At 39.1% G+C, this 23283-nt stretch carries 16 protein-coding genes; 2 read left to right on the top strand and 14 right to left on the bottom strand.

Features of this window, described 5'->3' with window-relative positions:
* From VSA01S_RS15520 to matP, 4 genes are all read right to left on the bottom strand, one after another.
* The coding region (locus VSA01S_RS15520; RefSeq protein WP_244949877.1) for a DUF2726 domain-containing protein at window positions 1-541 on the bottom strand (541 nt) is incomplete at its 3' end.
* Window positions 542-733: 192 nt separating this feature from the next.
* Entirely contained in the window at window positions 734-1933 is a 1200-nt protein-coding gene (locus VSA01S_RS15515; protein WP_039982657.1) for a S1 family peptidase, read from the bottom strand.
* Between the two features lie 539 nt (window positions 1934-2472).
* A complete protein-coding gene (locus VSA01S_RS15510) occupies window positions 2473-2781 on the bottom strand; it encodes a DUF3634 family protein (RefSeq protein WP_039982658.1) in 309 nt (102 codons plus the stop codon).
* Between the two features lie 44 nt (window positions 2782-2825).
* Entirely contained in the window at window positions 2826-3275 is a 450-nt protein-coding gene (gene matP, locus VSA01S_RS15505; RefSeq protein ID WP_039982660.1) for a macrodomain Ter protein MatP, read from the bottom strand.
* Window positions 3276-3661: 386 nt separating this feature from the next.
* On the opposite strand from matP, the gene VSA01S_RS15500 reads away from it, so the two are divergent.
* Window positions 3662-5311: a S16 family serine protease gene (locus VSA01S_RS15500; protein ID WP_039982661.1), complete on the top strand. Its 1650-nt coding sequence runs from the start codon at window positions 3662-3664 to the stop codon at window positions 5309-5311.
* A gap of 65 nt (window positions 5312-5376) precedes the next feature.
* Window positions 5377-5895 (top strand): bifunctional 3-hydroxydecanoyl-ACP dehydratase/trans-2-decenoyl-ACP isomerase, encoded by a 519-nt coding sequence (gene fabA, locus VSA01S_RS15495; RefSeq protein WP_039982662.1) that lies wholly within the window; start codon window positions 5377-5379, stop codon window positions 5893-5895.
* 144 nt (window positions 5896-6039) lie between these two features.
* Here the strand turns inward: fabA and rmf are convergent, their stop codons facing one another.
* The 10 genes from rmf to pepN form a co-directional block, all read right to left on the bottom strand.
* Complete coding sequence (gene rmf / locus VSA01S_RS15490) at window positions 6040-6213, bottom strand: ribosome modulation factor (RefSeq protein ID WP_039982663.1); 174 nt, start codon at window positions 6211-6213, stop codon at window positions 6040-6042.
* Between the two features lie 171 nt (window positions 6214-6384).
* Window positions 6385-8028, bottom strand: a complete 1644-nt coding sequence (locus VSA01S_RS15485) for a DUF3466 family protein (RefSeq protein WP_039982665.1) — start codon at window positions 8026-8028, stop codon at window positions 6385-6387.
* A 7-nt stretch (window positions 8029-8035) separates the two neighbouring features.
* Complete coding sequence (locus tag VSA01S_RS15480; protein WP_039982666.1) at window positions 8036-9958, bottom strand: ABC transporter ATP-binding protein; 1923 nt, start codon at window positions 9956-9958, stop codon at window positions 8036-8038.
* Entirely contained in the window at window positions 9936-10178 is a 243-nt protein-coding gene (locus VSA01S_RS15475; protein ID WP_039982667.1) for a glutaredoxin family protein, read from the bottom strand. Before VSA01S_RS15475 ends, VSA01S_RS15480 begins: the two co-directional genes overlap by 23 nt.
* Before the next feature lie 29 nt (window positions 10179-10207).
* Entirely contained in the window at window positions 10208-12334 is a 2127-nt protein-coding gene (gene rlmKL, locus VSA01S_RS15470) for a bifunctional 23S rRNA (guanine(2069)-N(7))-methyltransferase RlmK/23S rRNA (guanine(2445)-N(2))-methyltransferase RlmL (protein WP_039982669.1), read from the bottom strand.
* Window positions 12335-13079: 745 nt separating this feature from the next.
* Window positions 13080-13622 carry a cell division protein ZapC gene (locus VSA01S_RS15465; protein WP_039982670.1) on the bottom strand — a complete coding sequence of 181 codons (543 nt, stop codon included), beginning with the start codon at window positions 13620-13622 and terminating at the stop codon, window positions 13080-13082.
* Window positions 13623-13777: 155 nt separating this feature from the next.
* Entirely contained in the window at window positions 13778-14788 is a 1011-nt protein-coding gene (gene pyrD, locus VSA01S_RS15460; RefSeq protein ID WP_039982671.1) for a quinone-dependent dihydroorotate dehydrogenase, read from the bottom strand.
* A gap of 347 nt (window positions 14789-15135) precedes the next feature.
* Complete coding sequence (locus tag VSA01S_RS15455) at window positions 15136-19974, bottom strand: NAD-glutamate dehydrogenase (RefSeq protein ID WP_039982673.1); 4839 nt, start codon at window positions 19972-19974, stop codon at window positions 15136-15138.
* A gap of 198 nt (window positions 19975-20172) precedes the next feature.
* On the bottom strand, window positions 20173-20391 hold the full coding sequence (locus VSA01S_RS15450; protein ID WP_083932304.1) for a DUF2835 domain-containing protein: 219 nt from the start codon (window positions 20389-20391) through the stop codon (window positions 20173-20175).
* Window positions 20392-20491: 100 nt separating this feature from the next.
* Window positions 20492-23098, bottom strand: coding sequence for an aminopeptidase N (gene pepN, locus VSA01S_RS15445; protein ID WP_039982674.1), 2607 nt, complete (start codon window positions 23096-23098; stop codon window positions 20492-20494).
* Between the last annotated feature and the right edge of the window lie 185 nt (window positions 23099-23283).

Here is a 23283-nt window from a genome sequence, read left to right as displayed (position 1 = left end):
ATACATTACATTTAATCCCAACACGCTTGCTAATTAATTCTTCAATAAGTTCTTTATCATACGTTTTTTTAACTTCAAATTTTAAAAAAACAAAATTACTTTTTAATACATTACTGACTTCTGGAGCTATGATTGTTTCACTTCCCTCTATACATACTCTAGAGTCGTCCAGTTCAATCAGAGCCATTATTCTTGAATGCTCATCAGTAATAACAAAGTCAACAGCCTTAGCCCATGAGCAATCTTTAATTTTAACTGGTTTTACTAATGATAAAAGAGAAACTTGACAGTGAACATTGTATTCTGAAGGCAGCATTTCTTTCAAAATATTATGAAAGATTCTCTGATTATTGTTTTCTAAATAAACTTGATATTTATGAATATTTAGTTCGTACTTGTCTTGAGTAACGCTATTAACAAGGGGAAAATTGATTTCTGTTTCTTGCTGTTTTGGGCCAGAAGTAACTCTTTTATTTATTGGCTTGCTTTCGACTCTTGTAAACAGGTAGATAATGCATACTAATGACATTGCCATAATCATAATCGCCAAAATTTACTCCTCAAGTCACTCTCTTTAGGTAAAGTTTTATAATAATATTAAAAAATTGTAGCATATGAAAAAGGTAAAACTCCCTCCTCTTTCTAATCAAGATCACACTTAAATACAGATTAAAAGATATAAATATCCAAAAAGAGAGTTTTACAGTTAATTAGTAAGATTCGTTTTTAGTTACTATGGCTCAGTTGATGAAAAATGGTGAACAACGTTAAATTCAAGTTCCGGGATGTCTGGATGGTTGGTGCCAATATTAAATACTGTATTTCTTGAGTCTTTATTGATAACCGTAGTGTCCACCAGCATATCAATGAAACAGTCTCCATGGTAAGCACCTAGCGGCTGTTGACAATTATGATCTTCTATCTCAACTCCCTCCGGCAGAACTGCATCTTCAATATAAAGTGCGATAGGATGGGAGCTTAGATTTTGTACTGGAATAGTAAATCCATAACTAGCATCATTAAAAGGAAGATAGATATCTTTCCAATATCGAACACCAGAACTAAATGATTTGATCCAACCAGTCTTAATAAAATCATTCACTCTGGTATAGAGACCAATTCCACCATTGTCTTCGCATGAAGAACCTATACTCACAATTCCGACTTGCATAAAATGATAGTCTTGATAGTAACCGATTGGTCCACCACTGTCCCCCTTGCATGAGTCTTTTCCACTCATTGGGTCTCCAACACAAATAACAGACTCCAGTGATTCAGGAAACCCTAAATTTTGACAAGCAATACCTTGATCAACAAATGACAATTCTACTTTTTTGAGCTGAGTAGAAATCTGACCCGTTTCATCTTTTCCCCAACCTAAAACAGTCAATTGACTTGTGTGTGAAATCAATTGTTTTACTGATTCCTCAGAAGCAAATTGGACCGCTTTAATATTGATTTCATCTTGAATATCGTCTTCAAGCTCAATAATAGCAATGTCATTTATGGCTGAACGTTCATCATAACCACTGTGTAAATAATATTGAATCACCGGGAATGTTTGTGCATTTTGATTTAGAAGATCGTTTGTTCCGATCGTTACATCGATATCACTTGCATCATCGGGGACTTCATCAGTAAATAAACAGTGGGCTGCAGTTAAAACATAACGTCCCCCAAGGTAAGTTCCTCCACAAAAATGTCGTTCATGAGCATCCGATGCGTTTCCCATACCTAATGAGACCATAAAGGTACTCGATTCGGCTACAACTTCTTTTCCACCGACAATATTTGGTATAGTTTTTGGTTGAATAGCCCCTGATGCACCACAGCTAAACATGAATAGTAATGTTGAACAGGCGAGATTTTTCAAACAAACTTCTGTATACAAAGCATTATTACTTAAAATTGATTCCCTAAAACGTTTTTTCATTGATAACTAGTAACCACATTAACTTTAAATTATTGATTTTATTAAATTTACACCAATTCATCAATGATTAAAAAGTATTTCAACATCTTTGGAATACTTTAAATTTCAATAAAACATCGACAAAATTCAATTGCTCTCTTCAAGATCATAATGCGACAAAATTTTCATTTGAAAGCATGACATCAGTCTAATATTCATAATAATTAATCATAAAATAAGCATCAAAAACTAATATTTAGCTTAGCTGAATACAGAATGTGTTTCGCTCGTAGTATATGTAGTATTACTTATGGGATTGCATCATGGAATGGATGAAGAGACTACTAGGTATAAAGACACGTGAAGAAAAAAAACGTGAGCTTCAAGAAAAACTTAAATTTGCATTATCGCAATCAGCTGTGCGCTAAAAGTTATAATTGGTATTGCACCCTTTAAACAATTATAACTTTAATCATTTGGGCTTGATTATGACACAAGTGCTAACCATGATCTTTTATAATCAGCCCTTCTAACAACAGCTTTTAATGGTTAGCTGGCAATCAAGCCCGCTTTTTACCTTTTTGAGGAAAACACTGATGAGGGAAAACATTTCGAATATGTTGCTGGGTTTTCTTAGGAATATCTTTTGAAAAGACTAAACGCATACTAGGAGTTGCATTATAGGCTCTCAGTATACCGTCAAATGGTTCACGCTCTCCAATTTCCTGTAGATTATGTTTTAAAGTCGGCGGCATGTGCCCCTGAACTGAAATGATGTGGCCATTTCTAAAACGGGCTTTAAGTACCGGCCTATCGACAAAAATGAGTAAGAAAATAACAACTGCAGCGATTAAGATAACATAAAACATTTGTAACACTCCCTGATTAACAAAACCGAATAAACGAAACCTGATTAACTCGATAGTAATTTACTGAGATCTTCTTTTATGGATGAGACTTTTAAACTGGCTTTTTCGCTTCTGGATGCTTCTGATAATAGATACTCAATAGCATCGGAGAGTGTACAACCTAACTCATTAGCTCTTGTTGCCAATTTTTCCCACACTCTGTAATCAAGATCTATGGATTTTTTCTTAGTATGTACTTGCTCGGCATTAAAGTGGCGCTTACGCTTTGCTCTTATTGCTTGCTTAAGTTTGTTATCAAGCTCTTGAGACATATGACTATCGATCCACTGTAGCACTTTTGTTGGCTCATGCTCGATACTGCGTAATTCCAAGACTGCTGCGTCAGCTTCGCTGGTGTCAATATATCGAGTAACCGATTCACCTTCTTTCCACTTTTTAATTAAGTAGTTCCACTTCCAACCACATTCTAGATTATCAAGCTGCTGATATTTCATCCGTAAGACCCTTTTTAAACTTCTAGTTACAGCGTAACTCACTAATGCATAACCAGCAATAAAAACTCATAAAACTATCAGTCTTAATCATTTAATTGTTGAGTAAGTAACCATAATTGAAGCATGTTTTTCTCTTTTCGTATTGATGCTGAATTTCTTATCTACACCATCATACTTTACCTATAATTATAGATGTGCTTGCCCTTGAGTCTGAATGCTTTATCCATTAATTTCGAATAATCTTGATTGTACGTAGTCAATATTATCGAATTTAAGTCAACTCTTAGATTTATTGTGATTCTAACGAGTGATTAAGCCAATTGATGCTAGGGAGTTATTGCCCAGTTCGCTATAATGGGGGCAATATTGAATGATGATGAATTTGAATGAACCAACTGAATTGGCAAGATGTCACCCCAAGCTTTGAGCAGTACGAAGCAATCTTAAACCAAGCTTCTTCACTACCCGAACAACATTTTTTAGAACTTCAACCTCGACTCGCTGCTACAATTGCGCGTTTTATCAACCTTAAAGGCCTAACTCGAACTTTATTGATAAATGGACCAGATAATTCCACTTACCGTGAATTGATCTGTAGTGCATTTCAACAAGAGGTGTCTGCACCTGTTATCCGTGCTGAATCACTCGATGCCAAAGTACTGTTCGATCGCTACTGTGTTGACCAAGAGGGACAAGTCACTTTTGAAAATGGACTCATCGCCCAAGCCAATAAAGGATACTTAGTTATTCCAGCTAATTTAATCTTAGCCAACCCAGCTTTGTGGCCAAGTATCAAATCACATATTAATGGATTGGCTTTTATACCACTTAATGTTACTCCGACCCGTCTTGCAGCCTTCCCTGCAATAGAAGCAAAAAAATACCAAGTAAAGCTTGTGATCAGTGGTGACCGCAACCAACTAGCAGATCTTGAATACTTAGATAGTGACTTGTCTGCAGGTATGGCAATGTATGCAGAAGTAGAAGAAGATATTCACCTTTCCCAAGAAAACCTCAAACGTTACATTGGTATGGTTCATTGGATATGCTCAAGATATTGTTTCCCTAAACTGCATAATGAAGCCTTCAAAAGATTGATTTTAGCAGGTATGCGCTGTACAGAGGATCAACATTATTTACCACTGAACTTAATGTGGCATAATCAATTGTTAGGTCTAGCTACACAATTTAACGAAGCAGAGACAATTGGGTTTTCAGCCGTTGATGAAGCCATAGAAGATAAATACCATCGTGAATCCTATCTTCCTCAACGTGCAATTGACGATATTCTTGACGGTCAAGTCATCATCGAAACCACAGGTAAACAAGTTGGTCAGATTAATGGCTTAACTGTTATCGATATGGCCGGACACCCCATTTCTTATGGTGAACCAGCTCGAATTTCTTGCGTGATACATTTTGGTGATGGCGATATATCAGATGTAGAACGTAAAGCAGAGCTTGGAGGAAACCTCCATGCAAAAGGAATGATGATCATGCAGGCTTTTGTTAGCTCTGCATTGAATTTGGATGAACCACTCCCTTATTCTGCTTCCGTCGTTTTTGAACAATCTTACAGTGAAGTTGATGGTGATAGTGCTTCTCTTGCTGAACTTTGTTGTTTGGTGAGCGCATTATCCGAATCACCTGTGGATCAACAAATTGCTGTGACCGGTGCTGTTGACCAATTTGGCCGAGTTCAAGCTGTGGGTGGACTGAATGAGAAAATCGAAGGGTTTTATCGTGTATGTAAACACCAAGGTTTTACTGGTAAGCAAGGTGTCATTATGCCTAAAACAAACTTAAAACATCTTGCATTACATAAAGAAGTAATAGAAAGCATTAAAAATGGTAACTTCCATATTTGGTCGGTGTCAACCGTTGATGAAGCAATCCCTTTGTTAACATCACAACCATTCCGAGGTGAGGATGATAGCATTATTGGTAAGATAGCTGAGCGTATAGAAAATTTTGAAAGACATGAGCATCCAGTAGGACTTGTGGAACGCATCAAAAACTGGTTCGTCAAGTACTGATCGGAGTTGTTTAGCGTACACGTGTTCACTTAAGATGCGAGTATCAAAAATCGGAGTAATTGATAATGCAAAACAAACGTGATTCTTATAATCGTGACGACCTTCTCGCATCAAGCCGTGGGGAGTTGTTTGGACCGGGTTACCCACAGCTTCCTGCACCAAACATGCTAATGATGGATCGAGTAACGAAAATGTCTGAAACAGAAGGCGACTTTGGTAAAGGTCTCATTCTTGCTGAACTGGATATTACTCCTGATCTTTGGTTCTTTGATTGCCACTTCCCTGGGGACCCAGTCATGCCTGGCTGCCTTGGACTTGACGCAATGTGGCAACTAGTCGGTTTCTTCCTTGGCTGGGTTGGAGGTAAAGGAAAAGGCCGTGCACTCGGGGTTGGTGAAGTAAAATTCACAGGCCAGATCTTACCAACAGCCAAAAAAGTAACATACGAAATTCACATGAAACGTGTCGTTAACCGTAGACTCGTTATGGGATTGGCTGATGGGCGTGTTTGCGTTGATGGTAAAGAAATTTACGTGGCGAAAGACCTTAAAGTCGGATTATTCCAAGATACTTCAAGTTTCTAATTTAAGGTTTTCGACATCAAAAAAGTAAACCTAAATCTGAACGTTCGTAATTAATATGAACTGGAAAACGGTTTAATTGAAAAGGCTCTCAACGAGGAGAGCCTAAACTGGTATAAAGCCTTAGTAGTATGTAGAGGGGTAATTTTATTTATAGAGCCCAGAGTACTTCTCATCTCTGGCATCACGCCAACCGCCGAGCCAATACGAACGAGCATCAACTTGTTGGTATGGACACGCTTCTTGAGATCTTCCATTCAGTCCAGCTTTAAAGCCTTGTGATTGGGCTCGTTCTAGGCGATCACGTTTTTGTCTCTTCATAGTGAATTCCTCATACAGATCTATTAACTAACGTACAGCTGTAAATATGAATTTTTTGTGGAGCTTTGATTACTCCAACTAAAATAATCGTCCAGTTTTGATATTTTCACAAGGCCAAAAAAAGCAGAGTCTCATTTTTGTGAGACTCTGCTTGATTTCAAAAAAGAGTTTTTATTTTCTACGGAACCCAAACAAGCAAAGCATAGTCAAAGCCAACCAACCTAAGCCAGCACCTTTACGCTCAGAGTAATTATCTTCTATGGTTCGCTCAGTAATGTCGGTTTGACTCGCCCCTTTAATAGGAACAAGTTGAACGGCGACTATCTGTTCTGTCTTATCACACAGAGAATCATGAGCCGTTGATTGATAACCACCTTCACATTTCATTGCTGTTGCAGAAATGATACCTTGATCGTTAATGTCGGTCGCATTAATAACACGGTACTGGTTATTTTCTGTTTCTGAATTCGAGCCATTGGTCAAATCGTCTAAGAACCATGATTTACTACGATAGATATTTTCATAACGGCCATTTTCACTAGGAAGCAAAGTGGTAATAAAAGCCCTTTGTGCTCTTGGTTTACCATCAATTTCGGCATGCTTTTCAAAGTCAACTGCACCAACGAGTTCATTGAAGTTATTGATAGCCCCAACTTTTGTGTTTGCACCATCAAATAAAACTCTTTCATCGTTATCTTTTACGTAATGATAATTCAATGCACTTCCATTGATCTTCTCAACATAAAATAGGCGGTTAGGATAAGCACGGCCAAAACCAGAGCCGCCATTTTTGGGACGATACTTAGCGGTTCCGACTGCAAGGCCGTTCTCATTGACCGTGTGAAGAATGCTGTTTTGATAGTTTTTTTGGTCTGGCAGAGGAATAGAGATTGCTTCTTTACCCTTTTGCAGATTGCTAAACACAGTAGCTACTGGTTCTTCATCGTCATTCGAGTTATAACCGACACCGTAAACAGCATCACCGATAGCGACTAAGTCACGGATACTACCGTTGGATGTACGTTTGTCATCCAAATCTTTGCCACCATTCCAATCAAAGCTGTGAACTAAATCAATGACTTCACCCTTTGAGTCTAATTGCCAGAATGTAGCTTTAGAGTACCAGTATTTATAGTTTTTTTTATAAGAAATACTGCCCGAAATATAAGTTTTATCGCCGTGTACCAGACGAGCAAAGGCTTGAGTACGCTCGTCATCACCCGTCGGGAGGAATATGTCACTGGAAAACCCAACATTTCGTGTTGTTTCTGTTCTTTGGCTGCCTGTTACCTTGCCATCAGCAGAAATCTGATTAATGACAGCATTTAATGGTTGTTCATTTGGAACAAGTTCGTTAGAGCCGTCTTCTTTGAAAAGGTAAGCAATAGAATTGTTATAATTCCCATCCACCTCATTCTTGTAACCTTTGTCGTACTGTTGAACAGCGAAGAAATCATTGCAATTTCCATCGGTATAACCCAAATAATCCTCGCAGTAGTCTTCAAAACCATTGTGACCATCCGCTAAGTAATCAAATCCATTGCCGATATCAAAAGGTACTTCACTGCGATAGCTGAACCCCTCTTCGTGGCGTTTTACTTCTAAACCAAAATAAGACGAGTTTTCATCACAAGCAGAAGTCCAACAGGACTGTGATTCAGCTGGTGATTTAGAGATAGCAACACCATATGTTTTATCATCATTGCCTTCAGGTGATTGTTTTTCGAAAACATTATAAAGCGCAGCATTAGCATGAAATGCAGTGCCCACACACAATGCGATTGTGGTTAGTTTGATTGTATCACGACTATTCATAAAATAATTAATTGTCCTGTTGCATAGCTTCGAGTTCTTCCCATCGCTCGAACGCAATTTCCAACTCCTGCTCTTTTGCAGCAAGTTGCTCTAATATTTGTTGGGTTTTATCTACAGACTTAGTGAAGAACTCTGGGTCATTCACTTGTGTCTGCAATGTTTCAATATCTGACTCTAGTGTCTCTAATAAAACAGGTAAAGACTCAAGCTCTCGTTGAAGCTTATATGATAACTTCTTCGAATTATTCTTAGATACTGCAGTTTTGGGCGTCTCCTCAACCACTTTTTCTTTTTTACTAATGGCTTCATTGATGACTCCGCGTGAAGCAATTACCTGATCTCGCTGCTGCTTGGCATCGTGATAACCACCGACAAACTCTTCAATAATACCATTGCCTTCGAAAATCCAGCTAGTAGTAACGGTGTTATCAACAAACTCACGATCATGACTTACAAGAAGTAACGTACCCTGATAATTGGCAAGCATTTCTTCTAAAAGTTCCAATGTTTCGATATCTAAATCATTCGTTGGTTCATCAAGAATCAATAAATTATTAGGTTTCAGTAATATACGCGCTAGTAAAAGGCGGTTTTTTTCACCACCGGAAAGTGCTTTAACTGGGGTTCTAGCTCGCTTCGGTGCAAATAAAAAATCTTGTAGGTAACTTAATGCGTGTCGTTGGCGCCCACCGACCATCACTTCTTGTTTGCCGTCAGCTAAATTATCAATGACGGTTTTCTCAGGATCCAACATTTCACGATATTGGTCGAAATACGCCACTTCCAATTTGGTACCACAATGTAAGCGCCCCTGCTGTGCTTCAAGCTGACCTAATAACAGTTTAAGTACCGTACTTTTGCCACACCCGTTCGGACCTATCAATGCAATTCTATCACCGCGCATAATATTAAAACTGAAGTCGGAAACGATCGGTTTACCTTCAAACGAAAAGGAAACATTTTCTGCTTCAAACACAATTTTTCCTGAACGAGATGCATCATCAACGTTGAGGTTAACCTTGCCTTGAACCTCTCTGCGGTCTCTACGCTCTTCACGAAGTTTCTTCAGGGCACGAACACGGCCTTCATTTCGAGTGCGACGAGCTTTTATACCTTGACGAATCCACACTTCTTCTTGAGCAAGTTTCTTATCAAACTCTGCATTCTGCATTTCTTCAACACGAAGCATTTCTTCTTTATCAACAAGGTACTGATCATAGTTACCAGGGAAAGAAGCTAACTGCCCTCTATCGAGATCAACAATACGGGTCGCCATCGATTTAATGAATGTACGATCGTGAGAAATAAAGATAATTGAACCCTTAAAATCTTTTAAGAAAGTTTCTAACCACTCAATGGTAGTCACGTCGAGATGGTTGGTTGGTTCATCAAGCAGAAGTACATCAGGGTCGCACACTAAAGCTCGAGCAAGCGCAGCTTTTCGTTGCCAACCACCAGATAAATCGGTCAACTTAGTTTCAGCTGTTAACTTTAAAGCCGCAAGCACATTCTTAACGCGGTCGTCAAAACGCCAAGCATTTAAGTGATCGAGTTGCTCTTGCACCTTAGCCAGTCGATTGATATTTTTTTCACTCGGATCTTGACCAACAAGATCAAGCAGGTCATGGTAAATCTTTAATTGTTTACCAATTTCCGCAAGGCCACCAGAAACATAATCATATACGTTTCCTTCCTGATTACGTGGAGGATCTTGTTCTAGACGCGAAACGATCACATCTTGGGTGATTTGGATTTTTCCATCATCCAAGACTATCTCTCCAGCAAGCACCTTCATGAGTGTTGATTTTCCCGCCCCATTGCGGCCCACTAAACAAACTCGTTCGTTTTCTTGTAATGCGAATTCTGCTTTGTCAAGCAGTGGATGATCACCAAAGGCGAGCTGTGCGTTATGAATGGTAAGTAATGCCATTATTGTCCAACCAATATGTAAGTTGTTCAGTATCAAACGGCCAGTTCAATTCTGAATCTTGATATTTTAAAACCGGTATAGTGACACCGTAACGAGAAAATAAATCGTCATCAAAAACGATGTCAATGATATTTGTTTCCTTGCTGAGACCAAGCTGATCTACAATAGAAAGTGCCATTTCACATAAATGGCAACCTTCTGTGCTATATAAAGTCAGCACGTTTTTGCTATCCTTATTGTACTGTGAATTTATTCCGTGTGGGTGACAAGCCAGCAATTATGGATATGTTTATTGCGTGAAAAGTCTAACGGGAGCGTCTGAGACGAAATATTTTTCGCTGTTAGTCCCAATGCCGTTAAACCTTCTTCATCCATTTTAAAATGACGCTTGTTATTGGAGAATACGATTGTCCCCCCAAGACGCAATAATCGTTTGAGTTCGGTCATCAACTTGATGTGATCACGTTGGACATCAAAAGAAGTATCCATGCGTTTCGAATTTGAAAATGTTGGAGGATCAATAAAAATAAGATCATATTCCCCTTTCGCATTCTCTAACCACTGCAGACAATCGGCTTGTTCAAACTTATGTTGGCGACCAATGCAGCCATTTAACTGCATGTTATCTTTCGCCCAGTTAAGGTAAGTGTTAGACATGTCAACCGTAGTAGTTGAACGGGCCCCGCCTACTGCGGCATGAACCGTAGCACTTCCTGTATATGCAAATAGGTTTAAGAAATCTTTACCCTGAGCCATTTCGCCCAAGCGACGACGCGTCAGCTTATGATCAAGGAATAAACCCGTATCCAAATAATCATGAAGGTTAACGATAAGCTTTACGCCATACTCATTCACTTCAAGAGTTTCTGATACTTGACTTAATTTTTGATATTGGTTGCGACCTTTTTGTTTTTCACGGACCTTAAGCACCACTTTGTTTGCTTCAACACCTGTCACCTGAATCGTTGCACGGATAATGTCAGTCAAACGACGCTTTGCTTTCTCTTCAGGAATGTTCTTAGGTGCCGCATATTCCTGAATCACAATTTGGTTACCATAAACATCGATAGCAACGTTGTACTCTGGTAAATCTGCATCGTAAATACGGTAACAATCCAGTTTTTCTTTGCGAGCCCACTTGCCAATTTTACCGATATTTTTCTTTAAACGATTAGCAAAATCAGGAGCAATTTGAACTTGCTGTGTATCAACCCCTTTAACTTCATCAGCACTGCGTTGGGCAATAGAGTAATTTTTTTGGTGACATTGTAACGCGCCATTATTCAGTTTGAATTGCTTATCCGCTCGCATGCGAAGGCAACTTAGTAATTCATCTGAACTAGAAAAGATCGATGCCTTACAACCTCCAAACTCTGCTTTGAGTTGACCACCGAAAGCTGTATAAAGTGCAATGAGCCCTGGCTCTGTACCCAAACGTTCACCATATGGTGGGTTGGATACAATCACACCCGCTTCAAAACCTTTTGGACGAGTGATGGTCGCAGCATCACCTTGAGCAAACTCGATAAGGTTTTCAACCCCGGCTCTACGAGCATTATCTTGAGCAACCTTTAACACTCTCGGGTCGTTATCAAAACCATAGAACTTAGCGTCGACATTTTTAATACCTCGACGAGCTTGAACAGTTGCTTCAGATTTAATAACAGCCCATAACTCTGGTTCAAAGTCTTCTAAAGACTCAAATCCCCATTGCTTGCGCTTCACACCAGGAGCCATATTCGCAGCCATCATCGCCGCTTCTATCAATAATGTACCAGAGCCACACATAGGGTCGAGTATCGACTGAGTACCGTCCCAACCACAACGCATAATGATAGCAGCAGCGAGTGTTTCACGAAGTGGCGCTCGACCGGATTCAGGACGATAGCCACGTTGATGAAGTCCACTACCAACCATATCAACACCCAGTATGGCTTTGTCTTTATGAAGACGAACATGAACGCGAATATCTGGACTCTCTTTGCTGATATTTGGGCGAGGTAAGCCTTTCTTTTCAAAACAATCGACGATGCCGTCCTTAACTTTCATTGCACCATACTGACTGTTGCGAATTTCACGGTTGGTACCATTGAAGTCAACCACAAAGCGTTTGGAACTATGGAACTGGTTGACCCAATTTATCGCCGACGTTGACAAATAAAGGTCCATATCATCGTTACAGGTGAATTCTGATAAAACACGTACAAATCTAGACGCCAACCTGCTCCACAAACAGCAACGATAGATTTGTTCATTTGTCGCTTTAAATTTAACGCCTGCCTGTACTGGTTTCGCATTTTCAATGCCGAGTTTGGTCAGCTCTTCAACAAGCAGGTTTTCCATGCCATTTGAAGTTACCGCGAGATATTGATTCATAGTGTTCTTTCGTTAATAGAAAATGGTTCTAATTATACCTGACTTTAAAAGTAATGCCTCGTATTTAAAGGTCTTTTATCTTTGATAGTTCAAACAAACGACAACACCGACTCATAGCCCTTATTTATCAACAAAAAATAACCATAAATAATTGCACAACTTACTTTAAAAAATTAACAAAGGGTTTCAACCCGTCGCAATGTTCTAGTGGATTAGTTGAATCAATACCGATCACTTAATCATCCCGTTTTGATACAAGCCCAACCGCTCATTCAACTTAACAATAATTGACAACACTAAAAGTAATTTAAATCATTCCCCTTTATGCATGAATGCATGGTTATTCACACACAATCTGGTATATACCAGATTGAAAATATTGTGTAATTTAACTCCAAATCTTCGTTAAAAGAGGAAGTTGCAGGTGTTTTTTATACTTAACAATCGCAGGATAAGGGAGGTAAATTAGCCATTAAAATGAAATAAAAGTGCTCTCGTTCATTTTTGAGACATCTAATTTGCTTCATTAGCAGAAAGAACAGATGATTTTTAACTTAATAATTTACTTTTTAGGCAAGCTATTATGTAAAGTTTCTTCCCAATAAAGGCATGGAAGTAGAAATAAGATTGGGGGGTTCTAGGATAAATGTAATCAGCTTGGAAAATGGGAATAGGTAAAGGTAACAATGAGTGTAGAAAGTCTAATTGGAAATAACACTATGAAATGAGAAAACCTTGTTTAAGCCTACCCTACCATAGCAATACGAGAGTTCACGAACAGGTGGCTTGCCGATTCCATTCGATCATGCATAACTTTGATGGGCTGACCAAACTGGAGTATTTTACGGCCGTCAAGAATAAAATCTTCTGGGCCTACATAAGCACATAAACTGGAGCTGCCACCAGATTCAAGAACAATGAACAAACCTTCTGAATATTGGTTTGATAGGGAAACCATATCCCCTTCTTCAGGTACATATTGTTCACCTTTAGCATCAAAGAACCAACTCTTAGGCTGTACTGGTTTGTGAAATCGTCTGGCTGCAACGCAATATAAAGTGAGTTCAGCTTGTCTGTATTCATTGATTTCTAGGCAACGAATTCTTTCATTGTAAGTTTGAAAGGCGCTGGCATCATCAACGGTAAAATCATTATTAGAGAAGGCACAATTCACCAAGAGCTTACGACACAAATTGGTCTGGAAGATCATATCTTCTCCCAGATCAAGCATCAGGCAAGCTTTCTGCTCGTCATAATACCAGTTCCATTTGTCGCTCGGTTTAAGCATGATTATATTCTCTTGTCATTGACTCTTGCGGTGGTAGATAGAATTCCCACGCTATGTTGTTAATTTTACAAGTGCGATAGTAAAAAAAAAGAGGAAATAAACTTCCCCTTTATTATGAACAATTAATCAATAACATATGTAAGCTATTGCCTAATCTATAAGTTCTCTACTATATTTCGAACTAATTTGGGTCCATGGTAGATAAATCCAGTATACACCTGAACCAAATTAGCGCCTGCCATCATTTTTTCTTTCGCGGCAACATAAGAATCAATGCCTCCTACTCCAATAATTGGAACTTGGCCTTTTAGTTCTTGGTGTAATTTGCAAACGACTTCTGTAGAGCGTGACTGCACTGGTCTACCGCTCAGCCCTCCTGCCTCATTACCATACTTCATACCACCAACCATTGAGCGATCTAATGTTGTGTTTGTTGCGATAACACCATCAATGTTATTTTTAATCAATGATGCACAAATTTGTTCAATCTCATCATCCAATAGATCTGGGGCAATTTTTAAGGCAAGTGGGACATATTTATCATGAATCTCACTAAGCTCTGCCTGTTTAGCTTTTAATTCTATAAGTAATTCATCTAAAGCTTCACCATATTGGAGTGAACGTAGCCCCGGAGTATTAGGTGATGAAATATTGATAGCAATATAACCGGCATACAGATAAACCTTCTCCATACAGATTAGGTAATCTTCCGCACCCTTTTCAATCGGTGTATCTTTGTTTTTACCAATATTAATACCTAAGACACAATTAAACTGAGCTTTTTTTACATTCTCGACGAGGTTATCAACACCTAAATTGTTAAAACCCATTCGATTAATGATTGCTTCAGCTTCAACTAAGCGAAATAAGCGAGGCTTATCATTACCTGGCTGTGGACGAGGTGTAACGGTACCAACTTCTACAAAGCCAAAACCCATCGCATCAAAAGCTTCAATGCATTCTCCGTTTTTATCTAAGCCTGCGGCAAGACCAACCGGATTGCGGAAAGTTAACCCCATACACTGGACTGAACGGTTAGGTATATCTTGACGATATAAGAAATTAAGTGGGGTGTTATTCAAACGTTGAAAGTTTGTAATTGCAAGATCATGTGCCTTTTCGGCATCAAGTTGGAAAAAGCCAGCTCTGGCTAGACGGTAAAGCATTGTGCCTCCGAAAGAAAAAAGCCCGTATAAACGGGTTGGTATTATTTACTTTTTCTTATCTTTATTCAATGAAAATGAACAAATTCGGATAAATAGCAACTCATTTCTAATGGATGAGCTTTCTCTAATTTAAAAAAATCCACTTAAAACAAATAAGTGACAACGTAACACAAAAGAAATAAAGATGTTTTCTCACCTACCTCTCTCCTACTGATGTTTACAACTTTTTCAAGAAGCATTCTTTTGCGATCTACTGACACAATATATAAAAAAGCCAGCCTCGTATCTCACGAAGCTGGCTGTAATGTTTAACTTGAATTTATCTTTTAATCCTTTAGCTGATAAGCTTAGTCTTTCGCTGAACAATTCAAGTTAAGTAGTACTAACTCTCGAAGTGCCACTGAGAACTTCGCAAACTCATGAATAGAGCCAACTTTGAACTCATTCAGGATATTTTCCCAACGCTGAAGCGATGGTTCATTAGAAATCATCCAGCTTTCTAATGCTTCAATAACATCGATATCCTCTGAACATGAACAAGTGAGAACTTGTGCGGTTAATTGACGTTGTTGCCAATCTAAATCTTCACGGAAAGCAGCACGGGCCAAGGCCTGCCAGTTATTATCAACAGATTGACCATTAATTTGCTTCAAGAACCAGTGTAAAGATAATCTGTCGCCAAGATTAAAGTACAGTTTAGAAGCTTGCTGAACCGTCTTACCTGTTTCACTCGAAACTGAAGATATATCCAGCGCTGACTGAAGACTAGACAAGCGTGCAACGTGATTAGCCAGTTTTTCCTCTACTCCACGTTCTATCCACTGTAGAGCAAGTGCATTGTGCTCTTCCACTTCCGAAGCAACAAGCATAGTATCGAGACCTTCCGTTATCAAACGAACGTCTTGTTGATACATTGCAACAAGCTCTGATACAGTACTTTTACTCGCACGATTACGAAGCAACCAACGAGAAATTCGACGTAAAGCACCACGAGTATAAGCCATAATCTCATACTGAGCGTTAGCAGATGCGATGTTGTCCAGCTCTCTGGTTTGTTTCAAGATATCTTCGATACCAAAAATTTCTCTTGTCGCGCTATATGCATTTGCAATGTCTATAACACTTGCACCAGTTTCTTCCTGAAGACGAGTCACAAAGTTGCAACCCATTTCATTAACTAATTGGTTAGCCAATGCCGTTGCAATGATTTCCGCCCGCAAAGGATGATTGATCATTTGCTCAGAATAGTTACGGCGTAACTCACTTGGGAAGTAGGCTGTTAACTGTTTTGCATGGAAATCATCATTAGCGATTTCATCAGAAACTAGCTGCTCTTTAAGAACCATTTTGCCATATGCGACAAGCACCGATAATTCAGGGCGTGTCAGGCCAATGCCTTGCTTCTCTCGTTCTAGTAATGTTTCATCGTCTGGGATGTATTCTAGTGCACGATCAAGATAACCTGCTTTCTCCATTGTATGAATAAAGCGAATTTGTTCTTTAACAACACTCACGCCTTGCAATTCAGTCACCGAAATTGACTCAGCTTGACAATAGGCATCATCGAGAACAATTTCACCCACTTCATCTTCCATAGATTCAAGAATCAAATTGCGCTGTTTGACAGTCAAATCACCATTTGAGACCAATCCATTTAAGAATATCTTAATGTTAACTTCATTATCAGAACAGTCTACACCGCCAACGTTATCAACAAAGTCAGTATTAACACGGCCACCGCTGATCGCATATTCGATACGACCTAGCTGAGTCATACCTAAGTTACCACCTTCGCCAACAACTTTTGCTCTTAACTCATGGCCATCAATACGAAGCACGTCGTTAGCACGATCACCAACGTCAGTATGTGTCTCACTAGATGCTTTAACGTAAGTACCAATACCACCGTTCCAAAGCAGATCGACTTTCATTTTCAAGATCATTTTGATCAAGTCGTTCGGTGCTAAAGATGCTTTCTTAGTGCCTAACATTTTTTGAATTTCAGGCGTTAATGTAATGGACTTCTTACGGCGAGAGAAAATGCCGCCACCTTTAGAAATCAGGTCTGTATTGTAATCTTCCCAACTTGAACGTGGCAAATTAAACAATCGCTGACGCTCTTCCCAACCCGTTGCAGAGTCTGGGTTTGGATCAATAAAGATGTGCATGTGGTTAAAAGCGGCTTGGAGGCGAATATGCTTTGATAGCAACATGCCGTTACCAAAAACATCTCCTGCCATATCACCGACACCGATGGCCGTGAAGTCGGTTGTTTGGCAGTCAATACCCATTTCACGGAAGTGACGTTTTACTGACTCCCAACCACCTTTCGCGGTAATCCCCATGGCTTTGTGGTCATAACCATTAGATCCACCAGAAGCAAAAGCATCACCCAACCAGAAGTTATATTCTTCTGATACTGAATTTGCTAAATCTGAGAATGTTGCTGTGCCCTTATCCGCTGCCACAACCAAATATGGGTCATCTTCATCATGACGTACTACATTTTTCGGTGGGATGACTTCACCTTCAATAATATTATCAGAGACATCCAATAGAGCTCGGATAAAGCGCTTGTAGCATCGTTTACCTTCTGCAAAAATCTCATCGCGATTAGTAAAGTTATGCTGTCTCTTACAGACAAAGCCACCTTTGGCTCCAACAGGTACAATTACAGTGTTTTTTACTTGTTGCGCTTTCACTAGCCCAAGAATTTCTGTACGGAAGTCTTCTTGACGATCTGACCAGCGTAATCCGCCACGAGCAACTTTACCACCACGTAAATGAACACCTTCAATATCAGGAGCATAAACGAAGATCTCAAATGCTGGAACTGGCTGAGGGATCTCTGGGATTTCGCTTGGTTTCATTTTTAACGATAACCAAGGTTTTGGCTGCTTATCTTCACCTAGTTGATAGTAGTTAGTCCGTAAAGTCGCCATGATCATTTCCATGTAACGACGAATAATACGATCATCATCTAAGCTTTCAACCCGATCTAATTGCTCAGTAATCTTCTTGATAAGATCATTCTGACCTTTTTCGCTGCCTTTATGTTTCGGGTCAAAACGATTAATAAATAAGTTAACCAACCCTGTCGCCAGTTCTGGGTAATGGTTTAATGTATCCTCAATATACTGCTGACTGAATGGGAAACCCACTTGACGCATATAACGCGCATAAGCACGTAAAATGGTAATTTCTCGTCCAGATAGTGATGCCCCTAGTAGCAAACGGTTAAAACCATCACTTTCTAAGCTTCCTGCCCAAATATTCGCAAAAGCTTGCTGGAAGCGATCACGAGCTTCACGCAAGTCTACGCTATTTTCACTTTTATGAAGCATTGAGAAATCCAGGATCCAAAATGTTTGACCATTTTTTGTCTCGATCTCATAAGGAGATTCACCAATGACTCTCAACCCCATATTTTCTAACATTGGCATAACATCAGAAAGGTGGATTGGCTCATCACGATGATACAATTTCAAGCGTACTGCTTTAGATTCAGCCCTTTCTTCTTGTGGGCGATAAAATAGCATGCCTAATTTATTATCATCACTTAAGGCTTCTAAACGCTCAATATCATCAAGAGCAGAGCTTGGCATCATATCTTCTTTATATGAACGAGGGAATGCACTCATGTACTCTTTTGCAAGAGGTAGGCCTTTACTTTCACCAAGGTTGGCAATGATCGATTCTTTAAGACGATCATCCCAAGAAGTCGATACTTCCATCAAATTTTTCTCGATTTTTTTCACATCCACATCAATATTGTTGTTATCTACACGAACAATATAGTGGGTTCTTGCTAATTGGCTTTCAGAGAAGAAGGTTGTGAACTCTACTTCTTGCTCGCAACCAAAGTACTGTTTAAGAATACGTTGAGTTTGACTACGAAGTTCTGTGTTGTATCGCTCTTTGTTAACATAAACCATGCAGCTAAAGAAACGGCCAAACGGGTCTTTACGTACAAATAAGCGCAATAAGTCCCTATCTTGCATTTGTACAACACCCATACCCACTTCGAGCAACTCTTCCTCACGTGCTTGTAACAATTCATCGCGTGGGTAGTTTTCAAGTATGTTATGCAATGCTTTATATGAATATGAACCTTTTCGATATCCACTCGCTTCTAAGATACGATCTACTTTTTCACGAATGAGAGGAATACTTTGCACTGCTTGGTTATATACAGCTGATGTGTACAAACCTGTAAAGCGATGCTCCCCTATTACTTTACCGTTTTCATCAAATGTTTTGACTCCGATGTAATCTGTATAAGCTGGACGGTGGATGTGAGAAGCTTGATTACCTTTTGTAATGATTAAGGCATATGGTTTTTCTGCTTCCAAACGAGCTGAATCTGAGAGCTCTGATAGTTTCAATGTCCGAACACGAGTTTGATCCGCGAATAAACCTAAACCTTCTTCTTTTAATGGTCTAAGCTCTGGATCACCGTCAGTATTAACCAGATCATATTTTACGTATCCCATGAAAGTAAAATTGTGATCACCTAGCCAATGCAAATATTCGATAGATTCGTCTAAACGCTCTGTTTTCACTGAAACTCGTGCTTTATTTTGCTCAAGCTCGGTCGTAACTTCTTTCAGTTTATCTACCATTTTTTTCCAGTCACTCACTACCATACGAGTGTCTGATAAAATGGAAAGCAATTCTTCTTTAAGAGCACGCATTGCTTCTTTGCTAGTGAGCCTATCAACTTCAATATGGAACAGTGATTGGAGTGCACCTTCAGAGCCGTTCAACTCAATAACCTGTCCGTTGCTATCACGTGCTATCTGAGTCGGGTTATTTAACATCAGGTGAGCAACAAGGTCTAAGCGACCCAATGTCATTTTTATAGAGTCGACCAAGAACGGGGAATCTGGAACGACAATTTCTACAATAGTATGATTTGATTGCCAACCTTGGCGGCTGACGGCTGGGTTAAAGACTCTGACAGAAATATCTTCGGGTTTCTTCTCATTAATATGATGCCATAGGCTGAGAACTGCACCATAAAGATCCGATTCATTCCGCTGGATTAAATCATCATCAGCAATATTACTAAATAGATGTTGAGCTAGTTTAGTGACAAGTGACTGGTGAGCAAGATCAAGTTTGTCCTGAATAAGTTGGTATACTTTTTCAAGTAGAACCGGCACTACATTTTCACGCACGGTCATATTCACACTCCAAATTAGAATTGTTTTTTTGTATGAGTACTCAGTTTTTTAATATATGTAAAAACTAAGCATAGGTAATGCATCGGCTCATTGTAAAAGCATATCTACAAATGGTTAACAACAAATCATATTCGAAACAGAAAAAAAGTTTGATTATGTGACTGAGATAGCTATTTACATCTATAGAAATAGCCGTCTCTACAGAATTTCTAACTTTAAAAACTTATTATTTTGGTCTGTTGTGAGTCTAAATCTTCCTTTAAGTCCTATCTGCGAAAGAAAAGGCCTTAATTTCATAGCATCAAGTTGCAATGTTAAGTTTTTATCTGTTGTAACATTTATTGATTTTGCTGTGCCTGAATAATGAGCTAAGAAAGTTTGATAAGGGATGTTAAGGGAAAAATAATATTGTTTCATAAAACTTGTTATTTTGAATTTTGGTTAGGGCATAGTTAAATGCCCTAGTATTTAAAATATTAATAAAGTTTATTATTTAATTAACTATTAATAATGGCAGTTAATCTTCTAATGCTTTAGTTACCTTTTCAAATAAATCTTTTGCTAGGTTGTCCATTGATTTAAGTTTTTCTAATTCATTACGCATGAGATTTTGACGCTCTAAATCAAACTTACGAAATTTTAATAATGGATCAATTAATCGAGATGCAACTTGTGGGTTGGTATCGTTTAGTCTGTGAAGGATCTCACCAACAAATTGATAACCAGAGCCGGATTTATCATGGAAATTAGTTGGGTTAGCATTTAGAAAAGAACCAATTAAACTCCTAGTTCGGTTAGGATTCTTTAGACTAAAGGCTTCATGATGCATAATTTGTTTGATCTTTTCCAAGGCCCCTTTTTGTGGGTTACTGCCTTGCAGAGCAAACCATTTATCCATAACCAACCCATCGTGTTTCCATTTGTTGCTGTAATCAGCCATAAGTGATTCGCGGCAAGCCAACTGGGCATTGTTTGCAGCACTCATTGCAGCAATCGTATCCGTCATATTATTTGACATTTCATATTGAGCTTTGGTTAACGTATTTCCTTGCTCCGAATAAGCCAAGAGCTGCAAACAGCGATTACGAAGCGCCCTTTTACCAATTGCTTTATGATCAATCGAATATTCAGCTTGATTCAGAGTGTGGTAAACAGCACTCAACTCCTCTTCGAGAGCAGTGGCAAGTTGCACTGTGATGCCATTTAGAACACTGTCGACGGCATCTATATCAATCTGTTGATACCACCCCATAATTTCATTAATTGATGGCAGTGATAAAACTTGTGCGATAAATGCAGGGTCAAGATCGGCATCAAGGAGGACACCTCTGAAGGCATCAATTAATGCATCAGGTAGGTGGAGTTCTTCATCTGCTTGAACATGTTGTACATTTTGACGAATGTATTTTGCGAGAAGCATTTGACTGGCGTCCCAACGCGCGAAATCGTTGGTCGCATGTGTCATTAGGAAAATCAACTCGTCATCACTGTAGTTATACTCTAGTTTCACCGGTGCAGAGAATTCACGCAACAATGAAGGGACAGGTTGCTGAGAGACATTTTCAAACGTAAAAGTTTGTTTAGCTTGCTTGATATCCAATACATGATGGACCGCTTCACCATTAATCGTTAATGGAATAATACTTCCATCTTGGGCATAAAGCTCGACATCAAATGGAATATGAAGAGGCTGCTTCTCTGCTTGATCGTGGGTCGGCTCAGTCTTTTGCTCAACAGTAAGAGTAAATGTTTTAGCATCAGCATTATATTCACTCTCTACGATTAACGTCGGCGTGCCAGATTGGCTGTACCATAAGCGGAACTGCTGCAAATCGACACCTGTCGCATCTTCCATCGCAGAAACAAAATCTTCACAGGTTGCTGCCGTACCATCATGGCGGTCAAAGTAAAGCTTCATTCCTTTTTGGAATCCCTCTTCACCCAGTAAAGTATGGTACATACGAATCACTTCACTGCCTTTTTCATAGACAGTTAAAGTATAAAAATTATTCATTTCAATAACTTTATCTGGACGAATTGGATGTGACATTGGACTTGAGTCTTCCGCAAACTGCGGGCCTCGAATAATCCGCACATTATCAATACGATTCACCGCTCGGGAGCCTAAATCAGAAGAAAATTCCTGATCACGAAAAACCGTCAATCCTTCTTTTAAACTTAGTTGAAACCAATCTCGACATGTTACTCGATTACCAGTCCAGTTATGGAAGTATTCGTGGCCAATAACGGCTTCAATACCTAAGTATTCTTGATCTGTTGCTGTTTGGTCATTAGCTAATACAAACTTAGAGTTAAATACATTCAATCCTTTATTTTCCATTGCCCCCATGTTAAAAAAATCGACAGCAACGATCATGTAGATATCAAGATCATATTCGAGACCAAATCGCTCTTCATCCCACTTCATTGAATTGATTAATGAAGTCATTGCGTGACCAGCACGGTCCAAATTACCTTTATCAACAAAAATTTCCAAAGCGACTTTACGACCAGACGTCGTAGTGTACTGATCACTCAAAACATCAAAATCACCCGCAACAAGGGCAAACAAGTAAGCAGGTTTTGGATGTGGATCTTGCCATTGAACCCAGTGACGGCCTGAGTCATCTTTACCTTCAGCAATGCGATTACCATTACTCAACAGATAAGGGTAGGATTTTTCATCTGCGATTACTTTTGTTGTAAATTTCGCGAGTACATCAGGACGATCTAAGTAATAGGTAATTCGACGAAAGCCTTCCGCTTCACATTGAGTACAGAAAGCACCACCAGATTTGTATAATCCCTCAAGTGCTGTATTTGCTTCTGGGTCGATTTTTGTCACAATCTCCAATTCAAAGCTTGCTGGGAGCTGCTGAAGTATTAAGGACGATTCGGTTAATTCACGATGGGACCATTCTTCACCATTCACTTTACAAGATTGTAGTTCTAGCCCTTCACCGTCGAGCGCTAACGTGTTTGACTTATCTTGCTGTTCAATTTTTGAAATTGCAGTAACAATCGTATTGTTGTCATAAAGATCAAACGTTAAGTCAATGTCACTGATTAAATGCGACGGTACTTGGTAATCTTTACGATATTTTGCTTGCGGGGTATGAGCCATTTTGTTCAATCCTTGTTCTTAGAACCACACAAATAGTCGAGCATTAACTTAAGATGTAATGCTTGATATCACTTAATAAGCTATTTTTAGGGCTTGTGGGTCAAGAATACAAGTCTTTGTACGAAAAAACAGGCCATTTAGTTATTTCGAATCACATTTCGTTTAACAAACAATCTACACCATAA

This window comes from Vibrio sagamiensis NBRC 104589, from assembly GCF_007990935.1.
Lineage (GTDB): Bacteria > Pseudomonadota > Gammaproteobacteria > Enterobacterales > Vibrionaceae > Vibrio > Vibrio sagamiensis.
This window is presented reverse-complemented; position numbering and strand designations above follow the sequence as displayed.